The organism is Acidimicrobiia bacterium (assembly GCA_018057765.1).
Lineage (GTDB): Bacteria > Actinomycetota > Acidimicrobiia > IMCC26256 > JAGPDB01 > JAGPDB01.
The window spans coordinates 1-17,233 of the sequence record JAGPDB010000026.1; the positions used below are offsets into that span (position 1 = coordinate 1).

17 protein-coding genes are annotated in these 17,233 nt (G+C 36.7%); 4 read left to right on the plus strand and 13 right to left on the minus strand.

Going from position 1 to position 17,233, the window contains the following annotated elements:
- From KBF89_07760 to KBF89_07785, 6 genes are all read right to left on the minus strand, one after another.
- Positions 1 to 1,135, minus strand: a 1,135-nt coding sequence (locus KBF89_07760; GenBank protein MBP9116220.1) for a glycosyltransferase family 4 protein, incomplete at its 3' end; no start/stop codon positions are given.
- Between the two features lies 1 nt (position 1,136).
- Positions 1,137 to 2,204, minus strand: coding sequence for a glycosyltransferase (locus KBF89_07765; GenBank protein ID MBP9116221.1), 1,068 nt, complete (start codon positions 2,202 to 2,204; stop codon positions 1,137 to 1,139).
- Positions 2,197 to 3,282, minus strand: a complete 1,086-nt coding sequence (locus tag KBF89_07770) for a glycosyltransferase (GenBank protein MBP9116222.1) — start codon at positions 3,280 to 3,282, stop codon at positions 2,197 to 2,199. The genes KBF89_07765 and KBF89_07770 overlap by 8 nt, the downstream gene beginning before the upstream one ends.
- Before the next feature lie 9 nt (positions 3,283 to 3,291).
- Positions 3,292 to 4,314: a class I SAM-dependent methyltransferase gene (locus KBF89_07775; protein ID MBP9116223.1), complete on the minus strand. Its 1,023-nt coding sequence runs from the start codon at positions 4,312 to 4,314 to the stop codon at positions 3,292 to 3,294.
- The gene (locus tag KBF89_07780) at positions 4,307 to 5,590 is read right to left on the minus strand and encodes an ABC transporter ATP-binding protein (protein MBP9116224.1); all 1,284 of its coding nucleotides are present in this window, start codon (positions 5,588 to 5,590) and stop codon (positions 4,307 to 4,309) included. Before KBF89_07780 ends, KBF89_07775 begins: the two co-directional genes overlap by 8 nt.
- 3 nt (positions 5,591 to 5,593) lie before the next feature.
- A complete protein-coding gene (locus KBF89_07785) occupies positions 5,594 to 6,493 on the minus strand; it encodes an ABC transporter permease (GenBank protein MBP9116225.1) in 900 nt (299 codons plus the stop codon).
- 128 nt (positions 6,494 to 6,621) lie between these two features.
- On the opposite strand from KBF89_07785, the gene KBF89_07790 reads away from it, so the two are divergent.
- Genes KBF89_07790 through KBF89_07800 form a run of 3 tightly spaced genes read left to right on the plus strand, consistent with a single transcriptional unit; the run spans position 6,622 to position 9,998 of the window.
- Positions 6,622 to 7,725: a glycosyltransferase family 4 protein gene (locus KBF89_07790; GenBank protein MBP9116226.1), complete on the plus strand. Its 1,104-nt coding sequence runs from the start codon at positions 6,622 to 6,624 to the stop codon at positions 7,723 to 7,725.
- A gap of 17 nt (positions 7,726 to 7,742) precedes the next feature.
- Positions 7,743 to 8,828 (plus strand): glycosyltransferase family 4 protein, encoded by a 1,086-nt coding sequence (locus KBF89_07795; protein MBP9116227.1) that lies wholly within the window; start codon positions 7,743 to 7,745, stop codon positions 8,826 to 8,828.
- Positions 8,829 to 8,840: 12 nt separating this feature from the next.
- A complete protein-coding gene (locus KBF89_07800) occupies positions 8,841 to 9,998 on the plus strand; it encodes a glycosyltransferase family 4 protein (protein ID MBP9116228.1) in 1,158 nt (385 codons plus the stop codon).
- An 18-nt stretch (positions 9,999 to 10,016) separates the two neighbouring features.
- Here the strand turns inward: KBF89_07800 and KBF89_07805 are convergent, their stop codons facing one another.
- The 5 genes from KBF89_07805 to KBF89_07825 form a co-directional block, all read right to left on the minus strand.
- Positions 10,017 to 11,081, minus strand: coding sequence for a glucose-1-phosphate thymidylyltransferase (locus KBF89_07805; protein MBP9116229.1), 1,065 nt, complete (start codon positions 11,079 to 11,081; stop codon positions 10,017 to 10,019).
- A gap of 164 nt (positions 11,082 to 11,245) precedes the next feature.
- The gene (locus tag KBF89_07810; protein MBP9116230.1) at positions 11,246 to 12,058 is read right to left on the minus strand and encodes an alpha/beta fold hydrolase; all 813 of its coding nucleotides are present in this window, start codon (positions 12,056 to 12,058) and stop codon (positions 11,246 to 11,248) included.
- Between the two features lie 4 nt (positions 12,059 to 12,062).
- Complete coding sequence (locus tag KBF89_07815; GenBank protein ID MBP9116231.1) at positions 12,063 to 12,476, minus strand: hypothetical protein; 414 nt, start codon at positions 12,474 to 12,476, stop codon at positions 12,063 to 12,065.
- A 9-nt stretch (positions 12,477 to 12,485) separates the two neighbouring features.
- The gene (locus KBF89_07820) at positions 12,486 to 13,592 is read right to left on the minus strand and encodes an acyl-CoA/acyl-ACP dehydrogenase (protein ID MBP9116232.1); all 1,107 of its coding nucleotides are present in this window, start codon (positions 13,590 to 13,592) and stop codon (positions 12,486 to 12,488) included.
- Between the two features lie 23 nt (positions 13,593 to 13,615).
- Positions 13,616 to 14,812 (minus strand): acyl-CoA dehydrogenase family protein, encoded by a 1,197-nt coding sequence (locus KBF89_07825; GenBank protein MBP9116233.1) that lies wholly within the window; start codon positions 14,810 to 14,812, stop codon positions 13,616 to 13,618.
- Between the two features lie 6 nt (positions 14,813 to 14,818).
- Here KBF89_07825 and KBF89_07830 point away from each other — a divergent pair, with 6 nt between their 5' ends.
- Positions 14,819 to 15,436, plus strand: coding sequence for an MBL fold metallo-hydrolase (locus KBF89_07830; GenBank protein ID MBP9116234.1), 618 nt, complete (start codon positions 14,819 to 14,821; stop codon positions 15,434 to 15,436).
- Here the strand turns inward: KBF89_07830 and KBF89_07835 are convergent, their stop codons facing one another.
- Entirely contained in the window at positions 15,437 to 16,408 is a 972-nt protein-coding gene (locus KBF89_07835; GenBank protein ID MBP9116235.1) for a hypothetical protein, read from the minus strand.
- Between the two features lie 75 nt (positions 16,409 to 16,483).
- Positions 16,484 to 17,233: hypothetical protein (locus KBF89_07840; protein ID MBP9116236.1), on the minus strand; the 750-nt coding region annotated here is incomplete at its 5' end.

The following is a 17,233-nucleotide window of genomic DNA, read 5'->3' on the forward strand; positions in this document are numbered from 1 at the left end:
ATTTAAAACCGTTATCTACACGAACTTCATTTTCATTTGATTTAGTCGAGGCTAAAGCCAAACAACTATGAAAACTAGCGTAATCTTCGAAAAAGTATCCAGAATTACTAAGTTGAACATGTTCTAATGTTGGCCCACAAGCCTTGTTGACAATTACGGCTGTTTTTAGCTTCATGGCTTCTAGCACTACCAAAGAAAAAGATTCTGTAGCAGAAGGAGTAATAAGTGCACAGGCATTAGAAATAAGCGTATTTTTATCTACGTCGTCGAGCATGCCCGTAACAATAATGCTGTCTGAATTTCTTGATAAAAAATCTTGATCAAACAACTTTGAAGTTTGCGAAACCGGCCCAACAAAAACTAGTTTTTTCGATTTATCATGCTTTAGAAATTCTTCGAAAAAATCTGCAACAAGATCAGAACCCTTACCTGGATCTACTCTACCTACAACAATAAAATATTGTTCATTTTCTAAAGCAAAACAATTCAAAATACTTTCTGCTTCATGCTTACCCGCAGTCAAGAGACTATCTATACCAAAACCCAATACTGCTTGCTTTGAAAGCTGCGACCCATAAAGTTCGCTAGAAAGTTTTTGTTCAGAAACTGTAGAAAAACTCAAAAACGATGCATGGTTAACAACCTTTTTATAGCCAGGCATACGAGCTAATGGTTCATCATGTAAGGCTGGATGTAAAACGCTAGGAACTTTTGCTCTAAAAATACCGTGACTAGTTGGGCTAGACAACATAGGGTGAAAAACCACTGCTTGACTCTCACAATTTTCTATAGCATTCAATAAATCTGGAGAATATGGGCCTTGACGCACCAACCATTCTTCAAAATCATCGACAGTCATCTTTTCGGGGTTGGTCAAATGTTTTTGGCTCCACAAATCAAACTCGGAACGAACAATAGCTTTATTTGCAAACCGTTTAACCACAACACCATCAATAGTTTCGCTACCAACATCATATTTCTGTGACCAGGTACGCTCATCACCAGCAGTCGTAGTTAGAATTTCTGCTTGCACACCACCAAACTCAACACAATTTTTTGCCAATTGGCCAATTGCATATTCTGCACCACCAACAATATCTTTACCAAAGCGAGGAGTTACAAAACTAAGTTTCATATCAATACCACTTCGCTAAATAGTCGACATAACTTTTTAAAGTTTCTTCCGGATGAAACATTTGCGCTCTAATGAGTCCCTTATTAATAAGTTCCTCTTTTAAAATAGTATTTTCTAAGACTTCACTTACAGCCATAGCCACAGTGGCTGGATCCTGGCTATCTATCAGTATTCCAGCACCAGAAACAGTATCACCAACAGCACCAGCTCTTAGAGCCACAATAGGCAGACCTGACGCCATAGCCTCAACGAGTGGCACACCAAAACCTTCATGTTGACTTAAAGAAACAAAGACAGATGATGTCGTATATATTTCCGTGAGCTCATCAAGAGGACAATTTTCGATAATTTCAACAGAATCACTCAAGTTTCTATCGGCAATCAGCTTTTCAATTTTTTTTCCATAAAGAGGAACATCACTTTTACCAACAAGAGTAAGTTTTGCCTGGCTGTCAACATTTCTTAGATAAAAATCAAACGCTTCAATAATTTTATGAGTTGATTTATGTGGAGCTATACGACCAACGAAAAGCCAACGATTTAGGTCGCTTTGTCCAAATTTCGCAGGGACGGACCTTGTAATTTTTGTAATTTGAGCTTTATAGAAAGCATCAGAAAAAACCGGTGGGATAACTTCAACATTTTTATAGCCAAGCTCAATTAATTCTCGCGCATTACTATCAGAAACCGCAACTGCTGCACTACATACGGGAGCCAATCTTGCTAGTTGAGTACGTGCACGAGAAATAGCCTCACAGGTATGAAGATCGTACCTATCGAAAAAATATGCTGGCGTAATACTGTGATAATTCAAAACAAGACGACATTTTCGCTCATATAAAAGATCCGCCATAGGAGAAGGGTTAGCAAACTGATAAAAAACAACGTCGTCACTACGCAAATCTTTTTTAAACGTTTCAAAGTCAATAACCCTATTGCGAAATTCAGGACGAATAGTTTCGCTATACATTTCAAGATCAAAACCATTTTCTGCCATAGCATCATTTATAGCAAGACCATGATTACCAACAGCTGAATGTTCAATAGTTGCAAAACAATGTTTAAGCATGATTGACTACCTTACTCTTAGAAAATTCACCACTAAAAGTAAGCCAATCAACAGCACGTTTAGTTTCAAGATCTAAATCTAAAATTTTTGCAGATTTTTTCGAACTCTCAATTAATTCGCTACGAACAATTTTATTATTAACCGCCAAATCTATAGCAGCAACATAATCAATTAAATCAGAATCGACGTCTAGTAATATTCCAGCACCATTTAGAGTTTCGCCAATTGCACCACCATTAGAACTAACAATAGGAAGCTCATTACACATAGCTTCAACAAGCGGAACACAGAAACCTTCATGTTCACTCATACATAAAAAAATGTCAGCACGAGCATAAAGTGCAGTAAGTTCGCCATCGCTAATATGGTTATGGAAAATGATACTATTTTTTATTTTTAGCTCATTGATAAGTTGATAAATAGAATCTTGATACCATTCTGATGCTTTAGAACCCACCAAATGTAATTGAGCCTTACTATCAACAAGATCAAGATACATAGAAAAAGTTTCTATCAACTTTTCTATTCTTTTGTGTGGAGCAAAACGTCCTACAAAAAGTATTGATGTTGCAACATTCTTTCGAGTAATTCCAGTTGTTGAACTAACCGCAACTTTTGTTTTAGCATCAAAAAGCACAGGCATAACCAAAGTATCTATACAACCATTAGCTTGTAATTCTTTTTCAGAGAATACAGATGCACAAACGCCTCTCCTAGCACGTATAGCCATTTGAGCCAATTGGTATCTTGCAATACGCAATTCAAGGGAAATAAATGGTTCCCAGGATTCAAAATATTTAGCGGGCGTAATATTGTGATACCAAATATCTACATCAGCAGTAGAATTAAAAATCATTTCACTAACATGATTAGAAATACTTAAATGATACAGTACATGCGAATTATCAAAAGTAACTATTTCAGTAGGCTTTTTTACTAAATTAACAAATTCAGCACCAATATGTTCAGCCACAAGTTGAGTTTCTATATTTCTTTTTTTTAGTTCACTATCAATACGAATAGCATGCTGACTAATAGCATCAAACTTTGCAATACTTGGTAAAACTTGATAGATCATTGTTAAGAATTAACTTTTATTTGTGCAAGTGAAAACAGTTACAGGAAATTCTTGGTCCAAAGTATCACTATTTAACTTCGTATTTCCGTTCTGATCCAAATCAAGAACTTCACCACAATATCCTGTTTCAATATCAGAAAAATACTCATTTAATATTTTCTCATTAGTTGATGCAGATAAAATATTTGTATTTAAAACATCAAGTGCGCATTTTTGATCTGATGAAAAATTTATAATATCAGTATTGGCAACAAAAATTAGTTGACCATCTGTTTTTAAAACACGAGCACAACTATCAAATACTTCTAGACGAAAAGAAAGATCATAAAAATTTATGATTCCACTTAAAATAATTAAGTCAATCGAATCATCCTCTAATTTATTAATAAATTCGCTAATATTTTGTTTCCGGGAATCTATTTCACCATCAACTGCTGAACAAGCCTGTGCTCTTTCATCTACAACAATTAAATGATCAGAAATTTTTGACAAATCAGCCAGATAAGAATTATCAAGCGAATCAGAAACTATAGTTCGCTCAACGCTATCCAATTGATTTGTCGATTTTGAAATGAGTTCAAATATTTTATCATCAACATTATTTAAATCGAGAGAATATATAAAATTAGGAACTTTTTTAGCAGCAACCTTACTTTTCAATTCTTCAACGTCGGAATCAATAGACCTCAAAGCACGCGTAACACCTGAACCAAAAGTAGATATCTGTTGAGATAGAAACTGTGCATACCAACCAAAACCAACTCGTATACCCTTCTTTAGAATAACTCCAGCTTTCTTATTGCTCGCTATTGGAGGGAAAGGATCAACATAAGCATCGCGTTCTGCAACATCTACGAGATGAGAAGTTTGTGCCATAGAATGAGGAGGAACATACCTGTCGTATATTTCATTTAACTCATTTTCACGACGTGGATCATAAGAATTAGAGGCTTTAAGCTCAGCTACACGCTGCTCAATTCTTTTCGAAATATCAACTTTAGAATCTTTTATATCCTTAGATTTACTAGCCATTTGCTAATTCTCCATTTGACTTAACAATACTGATTTCTGATTGTACTGGAATGTGCAATAAGCCTAAAGTTTTAAAATCATTTGTGACTTCAAAATCATATTTAGCTTCTAGCCAGTCATAGACAACACCGCCATCATGTGAAGTTATACCAACATTAGCGCGATATGTTCCATCAGCAAGTGGGATTTCTTTCCAAGAAAACCAGACATTACCATGACCATCAAGAACACCTGAAGGATTATCTTGAGTGTTCGCTTCAAAAACCAATGCGCCATAAGAGTCGTAAACCTCGAAAGAAAAATTCACATTATCAACTGGTACAGTTGTTTCCCAACTAATTTGTGCTTGAAGTGCCCCACCTGTACGAATCTTGTTAGTTTCTGCATCTTTTGGATTAGAAAAACCAGCACCTGTTATACGAATTTTCTTATGGTGGATACTAGCCTCATCCGCAATAACACCATTTACGATTACAACACCATCAGCGTCATCAGATTTTGCTATTTCTGGATCCTCATTTACTATTTCAGCAGTAGGTTTATCTCCAACAAATAGGCGTTCACGAAATTCACGAATTGCATCAGTAGGCTCACCTGTAAATATCAGATTACCATGATCTAGAACAGCGCAAGAAGTACCAATCGCACGTATCTGATCTACAGAATGGGTAACAACAATAATAGTTCTACCTTCGCGTTGGAATTGCTTAACACGTTCTAAACATTTACGTTGAAAGAGTTCATCACCAACAGCTAGCACCTCATCAACCAATAATATATCTGGATCAACATTAACCGCTACAGCAAAACCAAGACGCACATACATACCAGAAGAATAAAAACGAACCTGAGTATCAATAAACTTTTCTAATTCACTAAATTCGACTATCTCATCAAAACGTTTAGCCAATTCTTTTTTACTCAAACCCAAAATAGAACCATTTAAGAAAATGTTTTCTCTACCTGTTAAGTCAGGTTGCATACCAGCACCCAATTCAAGCAAAGCAGCAATACGACCATGAGTAATAATTTCGCCAGAAGTAGGTTGTAAAATGCCGCCAATTAGTTTTAACAACGTTGACTTGCCTGAGCCATTATGGCCGATCAAACCAAATGTTGTTCCCTCTTCAACTTCAATCGAAATATCATTTAGCGCCCAAAAATCATCATGGGTACCTCGACCAATATGGATAACACGTTCTTTTAAAGTTTGGTGTTTCTCGCTAGAAAGTGTGAATTTTTTAGAGACACCTTTAATTGATATTGCACTTGCCATAATTTATAGCTCCTCAGCAAAGTTGCCTTGCGCTTTATCAAATATGCGCATTGCAAAGAAAAATAAGGCAATAGAAAATGCCAATGTTAACGAAAGATTACGAACATACCACATCAAACTTTGATCAGGTAAAATATTCATATAATTGTGTGGTTTAAGAGTAGATTTTACACGCTCGTTAACATATATAACCTTTTGAAAAGGTGTAATAATCGCAGCCATAGGATTAGCACGAATCAACTTAGCTACTAAGCCAAAAAAACCATTAGTATGAAATTCTTTATAAGGATAAACAACAGGTGTCAGCCAAAACCATGCAAGTAAAATGAGTTCTAGTAGATGTTGCATATCCCTAGAATAAACATTAATTGCAGAAAATAAAATACCAAGCGCACTCACAAAAACCAATAGCGTCAATAGACCAAAAGGCATTAACCAAACTAACGACCAATTAATGTTGTGTTGAAAAGCAACCAACATCCCAATTAGAACAACCATCTGAAGCAAATAATGAACAATTGCTGCCCCCACTGCCGCCAATGGCAAAATCTCCCTAGGGAAATATACTTTCTTGACAATACCAGCGTTAGAAACAACTGAACTAGTAGCACCACTTAATGCAGCCGTAAAAAGGTTCCAGACTAAAAGACCCGATGCAAAAAATATAACAAATTCAGGAACACCATTAGGTTGAAATTTAGTAAACACCAGCCAAAAAATGATGATATATAGAGCAGGGTTTAGCATCGTCCAAAAGAAACCAAGCGCACTATTTTTATATTTAACTTTAAGTTCTTTACGAACCATACCGACTAACAATTCACGATACTTAATTACTTCGCTACATCTAGTTAATACTGATGCTCTAGCTGACATAACGCGGGGACTTTTGCTTGTACTCATTAAAAAATAGTTTAATAGTTTTATTACTAAGATCGGTAATAGTTAGAATCAATTCAATACCAAGAGAGATAAGCTAAATCAATTATGATATAAACGTGAACCAAGACCAAATACGCGTGAGCTTCGATATGACTCCATCTATAGGATTGCGTACAGGTATAGGCCAAGTTGTTTCACACATGTATGATGCTATTTCCGAAAAAAAGGACATCAAATTAGAGCCATATGCTTTGAGCTATAAAGCAAAAGCATACGCTAAAGAACTCCCAGAAAATACCCATTTTGTAACAGTTCCAGCTAGAGCGCTTTTAAACACATGGAAATTCTCGCGCTGGCCAACTTTGAAAAACCAGCTTGGTGAAATCGACATGATTCATGCAACTAACTATTTAGCACCACCCATTACTGAGGGTATTGCATTATTAATCACCATTCACGATGCAACTATGGTCAAATTTCCAGAATTGGTATCTTCAAAAGTGCGAGGGTTGCTACCGATTATTAGAAAAAGGATTTCTGCTGGCGCACATATCCACGTTCCAACACAAGCAATCAAGTTAGATATTGAACAATATTTTGCTGATGAGTTAACCGACATTTCAAAAATACATATTATTCCTTTTGGCACGCCAACAATTACGCAAAATCAACCAAGCGAGCAAATCAAAAAGCTAGTTAATGCAGATCCATATATTTTGAGCATAGGAATGTTAGAACCTAGAAAAAATCATGCACGTCTTATTGAATCTTTCGAAGAAGTTTATAAAGAAAATCCACATATACGTTTGTTGCTGGTTGGACCCGACGGACCAGCACGACCACAAATAGATTTAGCGCTATCAAAACTTTCTTACAATGCACGTTCACGAATAACAATCACAGGCTCAGTAAGCGATAATGACCGTTCGTATATTTTGAAAAATGCGCTAATGTTGGCATACCCGAGCATCTATGAAGGATTTGGCCTACCAATACTCGAAGCGATGTCTACCAATACTGCCATAGTTGCATCCAAAGAAGGCTCGCTTGAAGAAATAGGTGGCACCGCTTGCGAATTTGTTGACGCATTTTCTGTTAGCGACATAGCAAGAGGCATAAATTTGCTACTTGGCGATGAGAAATTGCGTACAAAATTAATAAAAAATGGTGATATTGAGTTAAAAAAATATTCATGGGACAAAACAGCCAATGAATTAGCAAATCTATATACTAAAATCACAGAGGCAAAATAGAGAAATAGGTTTTATATATGAAAGTTGCTCTACACGTAGGTCAAATAACACAACCGATTCCAGGCGGAATTGGACGATACACACGTTCCTTGATTGAATCTTTACCACGAGACGAAGTGACTCTATATACGTTTGCGTGTGCTGAATCACCTCAAGATGCTCCACCACGATATAAACGTGTGTCAAGATTGAATTATCGACTTGAATATGAATTGTGGCACCGTTTTAGAAATCGCGATCTAGGCATTGAGGGCGACATAATACATGCACCATCTTTTGCAGTGCCACCATCTCCCAACCAACCATTAGTAGTCACAGCACACGATATTGCTTTCATGCGACACCCAGGAGCTTTTTCTAAGCGTGGGGTTCGATTTCATACCAAGGGGCTCAAAATTGCTCGCAATGAAGCATGCGCACTTATTGTTCCGTCGAGATTTACTCACGATGAATTAGTTCGAGAAGGTGTTAATCCAAATTTGATCCACGTGATACCTCACGGCATAAAAATTCATCAAGACATCGACTCATCACACGATGAAGAATTAGTAAATAGTATTCAGGTACCAAAACGTTTCGTTCTAGCAGTTGGAACAATTGAGCCTCGTAAGAATTTGCCAATGTTGGTGCGTGCTGTTGAAGAAGCTCGTGAAACTGGCGAAGATATTTCACTTGTATTAGTTGGCCCACGTGGCTGGGGAGACGTAAATGGTTTAGATCGAGATTTCGTTTACGAACTCGGACGAATTGAAGACGATATTTTAAACGCATTGATGCGACAAGCAATCGTATATTGTGTACCAAGCATTTACGAAGGATTCGGAATGCCTGCCTTAGAAGCAATGGCGAGTCGCACCCCTGTAATTGCTAGTGGCGTTGCATCATTACCTGAAGTTGTTGGAGATGCTGGAACTTTACTTGATCCTCTTGATTCACAAAGTTGGGCTGAAGCAATAGTAAAAATTTCGCAAGATGTAGATTTTCGTAACGATCAGGCAGAACGAGGTTATGTTAGAGCTAAAAGTTTTACTTGGGAATCTTCTGCGCGTGCTCATGTTGCTGCTTATCGTGAAGCACTACGTATCTGGCGCAATAAAAGGTAGTTTGTTGGCCCTATGACTTTAAAACCTTTAAAAATTGCTTTTGATGCTAGTGCCACGCCTGAACATTTAGTTGGTGCTGGATATTACGTTAAAGAGATTGTTAAATTACTAGATTTAAACGAAGAAATTGAACTACACCTAATTACTCGTAAAGAAGATGCTGAGCGTTTTAAAAAGTTTGCTCCTAATTCTAAAATTCATAATGTTGCACCAAACCATATTGCTACACGTATGTCATATCAGGCTTATCGTTTAGGTGTCTTTGTAGATTCTTTAGGTGTTGATGTTTTTCATGGTCCACACTATCAACTACCTTTTAAGATGAAAACTAAAAGCGTTGTCACTATACATGACACAACTATGTTGACGCACAAAGATATGCATCATCTAAAGAAAGCATTATATTTTTCTAAGATGATTCCCTTTGTTGTAAAAAAAGCCGATTGCATAATTACAGTTTCAAACAGTAGTGCAAAAGATGTAGAAAATATTTTCGATATTAAGGACAATGTATTTGTTGCACAATTAGGATTCGACAAGAAAAGATTCTTCTCCTATGAATCTAAAACAGATAAACGTCGAAATATCGATATTGACTTATTATCCAATCGAGGAATTTCAGGTAATTATATTGGCTTTTTGGGGCTATTAGAACCACGAAAATCTATACCTACGCTGATTGAAGCATTTACTAATATTGCAAAAGATTTCAGCGATGTAAAACTTATTATTGCTGGTGCACAAGGCTGGGGTGTTGATGACATTCGTGAATTAGTAGTTAAATCAGGGATTGCTTCAAGAATAATTTTCCCAGGACGCCTCAGCGATATTGAAGCTGGGGCTTTTATGCGCCAATCTCAAGTATTTGTATACCCAAGTTTATATGAAGGTTTTGGATTGCCTGTTTTGGAATCTATGGCTTGCGGCACCCCCACAATAACCACCGATACCTCGAGTTTGAAAGAAGTTGCTGGAAGTGGCGTTAGTGCTGGAGCATTATTGATTAAACCTGGTGACGAGAAAAAATTGTCTATTTATTTAAAACAATTATTAGGAGATGAAAAATCTCGTATAGATTATTCAAAAAAAGCAGTTAAACGTGCTAGTAGTTTCTCTTGGGAAAAATGTGTACAAGTACACATCGACGCATACAAATCTGCAATCTCTTAAAAGGTTTAACTTCAAGAGTTAAGGGATTTTAACAGTTGAAGTATCGCCAATCATCACACGATATGCACTTGGTTGACGAGCATCTCTCTCACAAATCGCATCTCTGCCAATAAGTGAATCAACAATACGAGTTACTCCCCTAACAATTGCACCCTCCATTAAAACGCTGTGTTCTAATTCACTACTTAGAATTTGAGAATTATTAGCAATAGAAGAATACGGCCCAACATAACTATCTTCGACGATAACATTTTCGCCAATAACAACAGGACCCCGAATTGTAGAACCTGTAATTTTTGCACCAGCCATAATTATTACACGACCTTCAATATTTGAAGCATCATCAACATCGCCATCGTTTCGAGAATTGATTTCGTCTAATACAATACGGTTAGCTTCAAGCAAGTCTTGTAATTTACCAGTGTCGATCCAAGGTGAATCTAAGGTGTGCTGTTTTACTTCGCGTTCATTATCAATTAACCATTGGATAGCGTCAGTAATTTCTAGTTCACCGCGCGCACTTGGTTGAATTGAGTTTACCGCATCATGAATATTTTTGTCGAAGATATAAACACCTACAAGTGCCAAATCTGACTTTGGTTCTTGTGGCTTTTCAACAAGACGTATCAATGTTCCATCATCATTTATTTCAGCAACACCAAATTGTCTTGGGTCTTCAACTTTGTTTAATAGCACCATTGCATTAGGTTTTTGTTCAACAAAATTCGTTACAAAATCGGTTATACCGCCGAGTACAACATTGTCACCTAGATACATTACAAAATCATCATCACCTAGAAATTCTTTCGCAATCAATACACATTGTGCTAATCCGCCGGGTGAATCTTGTGGAATATAAGTTACGTTAATTCCAAACTGAGAACCATCGCGCACTGCAGACTGTATATCAATGGCAGTATCACCAACAATAATTCCTACATCGGTGATGCCAGCTGCAGCAATTGCTTCTAAGCCATAAAATAAAACAGGTTTATTTGCAAGCGGGACCAATTGCTTCGCGCAAGTATAAGTTATTGGACGCAAACGCGACCCTGTACCACCAGATAAAACTAAAGCCTTCATAGCAATATTCTAAACGAAAATGTTAGTAGCCGTCATCCTGGGCGGAATCAGTGCATTAAGGATCGTTGAGATTCCTCAACTACCCTCGGATCGGCTTGCAAGGGACTTGCAAGGACGGACCCTGCATGAGACTGCAAGGACGGACCCTGCATAAACCGGACGAACTAGTAATCCGCAGAAGGCGAATTTTGGCCTATATCTTCTTCGCTAACAAATTCATCTTGAGGTGCAATATGCATAAACCTATCTATCCAACCAAATATTGAAGCAACTGCTCTTGGATCGTATCGGAGTCTATGACCTGCATTGTTAATTATTCTCTTTTCGCACAGTACACCCAACTCGGCTTCTAGCAAATTTGCGCTAGAGACATCAACCACTAGATCTTCATCACCATGCAAAATAAAAATTGGTAATTCTTTAATACGATTATTTACTAATAATGGATCCAAAATTTTGAATTCTTGTATCCACACTTTAGGGTCAGAAGGATATTGCTCATCATGGAGTAAACCTACAACACGCATTTGTGAAATAAATTGTTTTTCATTTCTAATCCAACCCTGCACAGAACTTGGTGTAGAAATTAAAATTAGCCCAGTAATTCTTCTATCAAAAGATGCTTGTTCTAAACATAGGACTCCACCAAGTGATGAAGCGAGCAAAATTATGTCATCAACAGCACCAGTTGCCTCCATTGCATCAATAGCTGCTCGGATATCTCTCTTCCAATTACGCACAGAAAATTCGCCAGGAGAATCTCCAACTCCACGCATCAAGAAAAATAAAGTAGTTACACCATTTTCCTTGGTAATACGATCTGCAAATTCAGGATAACTAGAAGCAAATGTGGCACCACCATTAACCCCAACTGGTATACCATGAACAACTATTACCCCAACACGGCGAGCATTTTGTGTAGGAATCCCCCAATGTGCGGCTAATTTTATTCCATCTGATTCAAGTACTGATTCCATAGCTCTATATTAAAGCACCAATATCACTTAGGTAGGACAATGCCAGAGTTACAACTTTTTTTATTTCAATTGCTCTAACATCTAAGTCAAGATCTTGGTTCTTTATAGCAGTCGCAATATGATCGGGAGTAAATTTTATATCTCCAATAGCTGGATTTTGTGAAATTAGATTGTCGGAGATGAGTTCATTTTTACTAAACAACTCAACAAAATCTTCGATAATTTTCTTTAACTCTAATGGTGTAACAGCTTTACCGGCTTCTTCATCTAAGTTGGAGAAAATATAATCATACATTCGATCTAAATCTATTAGTGGCGTGGGTGGAGCTAATGCAAAACTTTTTGCATCTCTTAAAATAAAAAATACACTTAGTAATAGCGACACTGTAACGATTGAAATGATGATGATTAGTGGCATATTGACATTCTAGTTAAATATATCTTCAGCTAATAATTTAGTATGTTCATCTTGTCCACCAAACTCAAATTTAGTTGCCATAAAGCGCTTTAAATATAGATGAGCATCATGTTCGTAAGTAAAACCAATACCACCATGAATTTGAATGTTTTCGTGAGCTATATTGTTAAAGATTTTTGTTACATAGTATTTAGCCATAGAACTGACATGACGAATATCTTTCTCATTTTCTGATAAATGTATATTCTTATCTTTGGCGTCATTTCTAATACTGGAAATATAGGCTGCAAATTGACATAATGATTTTGCATTCTGTAATTCAAGATACATTTCTGCAAGTTTGTGTTTTATCGATTGAAAACTTCCAATGGCATTTCCAAATTGTTGACGTTCTTTGGCGTATGCGAGAGACATATCAAATGCCGATGATGCACAGCCAAACATTTCGTTTGATAATAAAATTGCCATACGCGCTTTTGCTATTTCGTATTGTTTTGAAATATCACCATCAGAAATTACGTAACATTTTGTATTATCAAAAGTTATCTTACTAATTGGCTGAGTTTGGTCAATAGATTTTTGTGCTTTAATATTTATACCTTCATCTTTGAGCTCAATATCTATGAGAGATCCGTCATAAACGAAAGTTATATGGCTTGCATATTCGAGAAATAATACTCTTTCTATTGTTCCACTTATTTTGCCGTCATTTATGACCAGATCTTTAAGAGTACTTTCATCGCTAACTACTGCTCCTATGTCATCGCCGGCAAGAATTTTAGGCAGTATATGATTTTTAGATTCTTGATTTGCACATTCCTGTATCAAAATTGTTGTATATGTTTGTGTGCGCAAAGGTGAAGGAACAAGGTAATATCCGTGTTGTATCATTGCAATATTTAACTCTAAATCGCTTGCACCAAAACCGCCGTATTGCTCTTCAATGATTAGTGAAGTTAAACCTAATTCGTTTCTCATTGTGTTATAAATGTCAAAATTAATACCGGCCGTGTTTTCCATAGCGTGTCTAATTACGCCAGAAGTCACTTTGGATTTAAAGAAATCTTTAACTGCATCTTCTAATGCTATTTGTTCTTCGTTTAGTGCAAATTTCATATACTACACACCTATTTTTTCAGTCATCGTGGCAGTCCTAAAACGTGGTTGGCAATTATGTCTTTTTGTATTTCTGTTGTTCCAGCAAATATAGATGGGCCCAAAGAACTCAATGCAACTTTTGAAATACCTGTTAATTCATCTGAAGTTTTCGATGTGGTCTCTGTAACTAAAACCTTTGTGCCTTGGACATCATCAACTAGTGATCCGAATTCTTTAAACCATCTGGTCCAGTTTAATTTTAAGATACTTGAACGTGGCCCTATTTCCTTCCCCTGGACTAAAAGTTTCGGCAACATTCGTATTGCAGTTAGTCGCATTGTTTGTAAACCAATATAACTTTGTACAAATTTCTGTCTTATTAGTGGGTCAGTATCGACACTTAATTCTTTTGCGATTTCTACTAATCTACTAAAATCTTTGCTAAATAATGCCTGTTGGTCAAGAAATGCACTTGCACGCTCAAAACCTAATGTTGCCATCGCAACTTTCCATCCATCACCAACTTCGCCGAGAACGCAATCATTATTCGCAAGAGTATTAGTAAAAAATATTTCGTTAAATTCAACAGCACCTGTTATTTGTTTTATCGGCCGAACTTCAACGCCATTATCATCCATCGGCACAAGCAAAAAACTTAAACCAGCTTGAGGCTTAATTGCACCAGCTTCTTTATCGGTTCGACAAACGACAAAACACATATTTGCTTTATGTGCGAGTGTCGACCAAGTTTTTTGACCGTTAATAGTCCAGTGGTCGTCGTCGAGTACTGCAGTAGTTTTTATTCCAGCTAGATCCGAACCAGCATTTGGCTCACTGTAACCTTGACACCAGATATGTTCACAAGACTGTACACGTGGCAGATAATATTTTTTTTGTTCTTCTGTTCCATAAAGTAAAAGTGTTTGAGCAAAAAGACCTTCGCCAAAAAAACTTGCGCGTGCAGGAGCACCAGATTTCGCATATTCTTCATGGAAAATTAAAAGTTCGCTTGGTGCTGCTCCGCGTCCTCCATATTCGATGGGCCAAGTTAGACCTAACCATTTGTCTTTACCGAGTATTTTTTCCCATTGTATTCTCAGATCCCAATCTTGGTCATCAATTGTTCCAGCGAAGTCTCTACTTATTTTAAAATGTGGATTCTCTTCTAAAGTGGTATTTAACCATGTGCGAATTTCTTCTCTAAATTCTGCTTCCTTTGGTGTGTCCTTTAAATCCATTGTATTATGTTAATAGATATGGCGATCATTTTCGAGAACTCCGATATAGCAGTTGATCATGTGGTAGTTGGACCACTTGATAACAATGTTTTTACGATATTTTGTGCACAATCTGGTGAGGCTATTCTTATCGATGCTGCTGATGAGAACGAGATGTTAGAAGATATATGTAAACAGATGAACGTACGTAAAGTTATTACAACGCATGGTCATTTTGATCATATTGGTGCTGTTGCACATTTACGCAATGTTGGTATAGATGTTGGAGTTCATCTAGATGATGCACAAATGTTGCCGAGTTATGATTTTATATTAAATGATGAGGATATTATTGAAGTTGGTAAATTGCGATTAAAGCTTATGCATACTCCTGGTCATACTCCTGGTTCTATTTGCATAAAAATCGAAGGAACGCCTTTTCTGTTTTCTGGCGATACTCTTTTTCCTGGAGGACCAGGCAATACACAATTGCCGGGTGGGGATTTTTTAACAATTATGAAATCAATAGAGTCGCGTTTGATGACTTTAGATTTCGAAACTCTAGTACTACCAGGTCACGGAAATTCAACAACGATTGGTAACGAAAAAGATTCTATTGATGCCTGGTCAAGACGGGGTTGGTAATTATAGATGTACTGACGAAAGTTCGGCTCCCAATTGAAGATTTATTGGATCACCAACTAGGGCAAGTGCAGATCTTAATTCGCGTACGGTTGCATCAGAGATATCCGGAGTATTCAATTCAGATGATGCCACTTCTTTATTTTCAAGTACTGAACGCACTCCATTAATAAAGTAGTTACGCAACAGAGCTTCACTTACATCGAGTTGAGTATGCGCAAGTAACAAAACTTCAAAAGGTCTAATTTGATCTTTAATTTTCAGCATTCGAGCAAACACATTTTCTAGAGAAATTCCAGTACCTTTTAGATCAAGTTTTGAGCTTGTTGACAATGCCCCAATATCTGGTTTAAAGCCATGAGTATCTTCCCTATGTTGAATCGTATTATGTAAGTGCACAGAAATTAAATGTCGCGCTAAATATTTTTCCTTAAATATAACATCAACATCAGCTCTTTTTAATAATAGCTCAATAGCTTCTTTAGTTCTAATAACTGGAGTACTGCTTAGTTCCGCCCGCAATAAATGAAAAAGTTTACTCATTTCATTTTTCTCAACGAAATGTTGCACATCAATATTGCGAGCAATAAAGATTTGATCTTCGGGGCTCAAAATCCCAAAATGTTCATTACCGAAAGCAAAAGCACCCGACACTGAATCTTCCGGAGAGACGAATAATAGTACTTGTTGGTATGAGTTCTCTCCGTCAATATTACTTTTCGCTCCACGATCTGATGGTAGTGGTATCGAAATACTAACCCTTGAGAATCTCGCACCATTGTAAAGATTACGCTCTTGTTTAATCTTAATGATTTCTGCCGCTGTCATAAAAAATGGGACATAACTATCAACCAATTCCGGGCTTTTAACAAAAAAATTCACAGGGATAGTTGTAACAAATTTTGATGCATTTACAGGGTGATCATTACCTGAAGAATCTCGAATGGGTATTGTAGGTTTTACTGCAGTTGACATTTAGGCTCCATCCGTAGGTGTAATTATGATGAATATCTTATGACCAATTGAGACAAAGCGCAAACTTGAATAAAACTAATAATCTAACATTAAAGGATTCGTACTTGCCCCTGCAACCTCACTTAAGACAAAGCCTGCAGGTTGCCATTCAATCTGATTGCCCATTGTATCTGTTAGCTTAGGAAATTCGCCGGTACGAATATGACACATTCCGCCACGCCATTGGTCAACTGCAACATCTCTCAATAGAGGTTCATCGGGTAATAACACGCTTTTCAGATCTTGTTCCCCTAGTAATTCGACGGCTTTTAAACTTAGTGAAATTTTTGCCTTTCTAAATTGTTCTGCAACTATTTTTACTATTTCGCGCGTTGATGGAATTTTATTTCCATTTTGTTTCATATATTCAAGCATTTCTAAGAATGTTTGATGTATTAAATGCTCGATAATCAAAGGTGTTTTCGCAGCGATTATTGCCTCATAATAATCCGCTAGATAATTTTCATCTACTAAATTTTTATAACTATCAGTACCAGCATTATATTCTGCAGTTGGAAATCTATCGGAAAGAACTCCATTGCCATATTTATCTTCCAACTCTCCAGTTTGTATATTATAAATCCTCATCATCACTTCGCTTGCGATTTCATTGAGTTCAACAGTTAAACCTTGTCGAATATTCTCAAAAGGATACGGTGGGAAATTCAGGCTCAAGGCATTGTATCCATCTGTCTGTACTATATGGCTTTCATCATCATAAAAAGCTAAGCGATATAAATCTTTTAATATAACAACATCAGGACTTGTAAACACTGCCTTTAAATC

What these genes read in the sequence shown, in the direction of transcription:
- KBF89_07765 (MBP9116221.1), bottom strand. Translation starts at nt 2,204, where the DNA reads ATGCTTAAACATTGTTTTGCAACTATTGAACATTCAGCTGTTGGTAAT.
- KBF89_07770 (MBP9116222.1), bottom strand. Translation starts at nt 3,282, where the DNA reads ATGATCTATCAAGTTTTACCAAGTATTGCAAAGTTTGATGCTATTAGT.
- KBF89_07775 (MBP9116223.1), bottom strand. Translation starts at nt 4,314, where the DNA reads ATGGCTAGTAAATCTAAGGATATAAAAGATTCTAAAGTTGATATTTCG.
- KBF89_07780 (MBP9116224.1), bottom strand. Translation starts at nt 5,590, where the DNA reads ATGGCAAGTGCAATATCAATTAAAGGTGTCTCTAAAAAATTCACACTT.
- KBF89_07785 (MBP9116225.1), bottom strand. Translation starts at nt 6,493, where the DNA reads ATGAGTACAAGCAAAAGTCCCCGCGTTATGTCAGCTAGAGCATCAGTA.
- KBF89_07790 (MBP9116226.1), top strand. Translation starts at nt 6,622, where the DNA reads ATGACTCCATCTATAGGATTGCGTACAGGTATAGGCCAAGTTGTTTCA.
- KBF89_07795 (MBP9116227.1), top strand. Translation starts at nt 7,743, where the DNA reads ATGAAAGTTGCTCTACACGTAGGTCAAATAACACAACCGATTCCAGGC.
- KBF89_07800 (MBP9116228.1), top strand. Translation starts at nt 8,841, where the DNA reads ATGACTTTAAAACCTTTAAAAATTGCTTTTGATGCTAGTGCCACGCCT.
- KBF89_07805 (MBP9116229.1), bottom strand. Translation starts at nt 11,081, where the DNA reads ATGAAGGCTTTAGTTTTATCTGGTGGTACAGGGTCGCGTTTGCGTCCA.
- KBF89_07810 (MBP9116230.1), bottom strand. Translation starts at nt 12,058, where the DNA reads ATGGAATCAGTACTTGAATCAGATGGAATAAAATTAGCCGCACATTGG.
- KBF89_07815 (MBP9116231.1), bottom strand. Translation starts at nt 12,476, where the DNA reads ATGCCACTAATCATCATCATTTCAATCGTTACAGTGTCGCTATTACTA.
- KBF89_07820 (MBP9116232.1), bottom strand. Translation starts at nt 13,592, where the DNA reads ATGAAATTTGCACTAAACGAAGAACAAATAGCATTAGAAGATGCAGTT.
- KBF89_07825 (MBP9116233.1), bottom strand. Translation starts at nt 14,812, where the DNA reads ATGGATTTAAAGGACACACCAAAGGAAGCAGAATTTAGAGAAGAAATT.
- KBF89_07830 (MBP9116234.1), top strand. Translation starts at nt 14,819, where the DNA reads ATGTTAATAGATATGGCGATCATTTTCGAGAACTCCGATATAGCAGTT.
- KBF89_07835 (MBP9116235.1), bottom strand. Translation starts at nt 16,408, where the DNA reads ATGTCAACTGCAGTAAAACCTACAATACCCATTCGAGATTCTTCAGGT.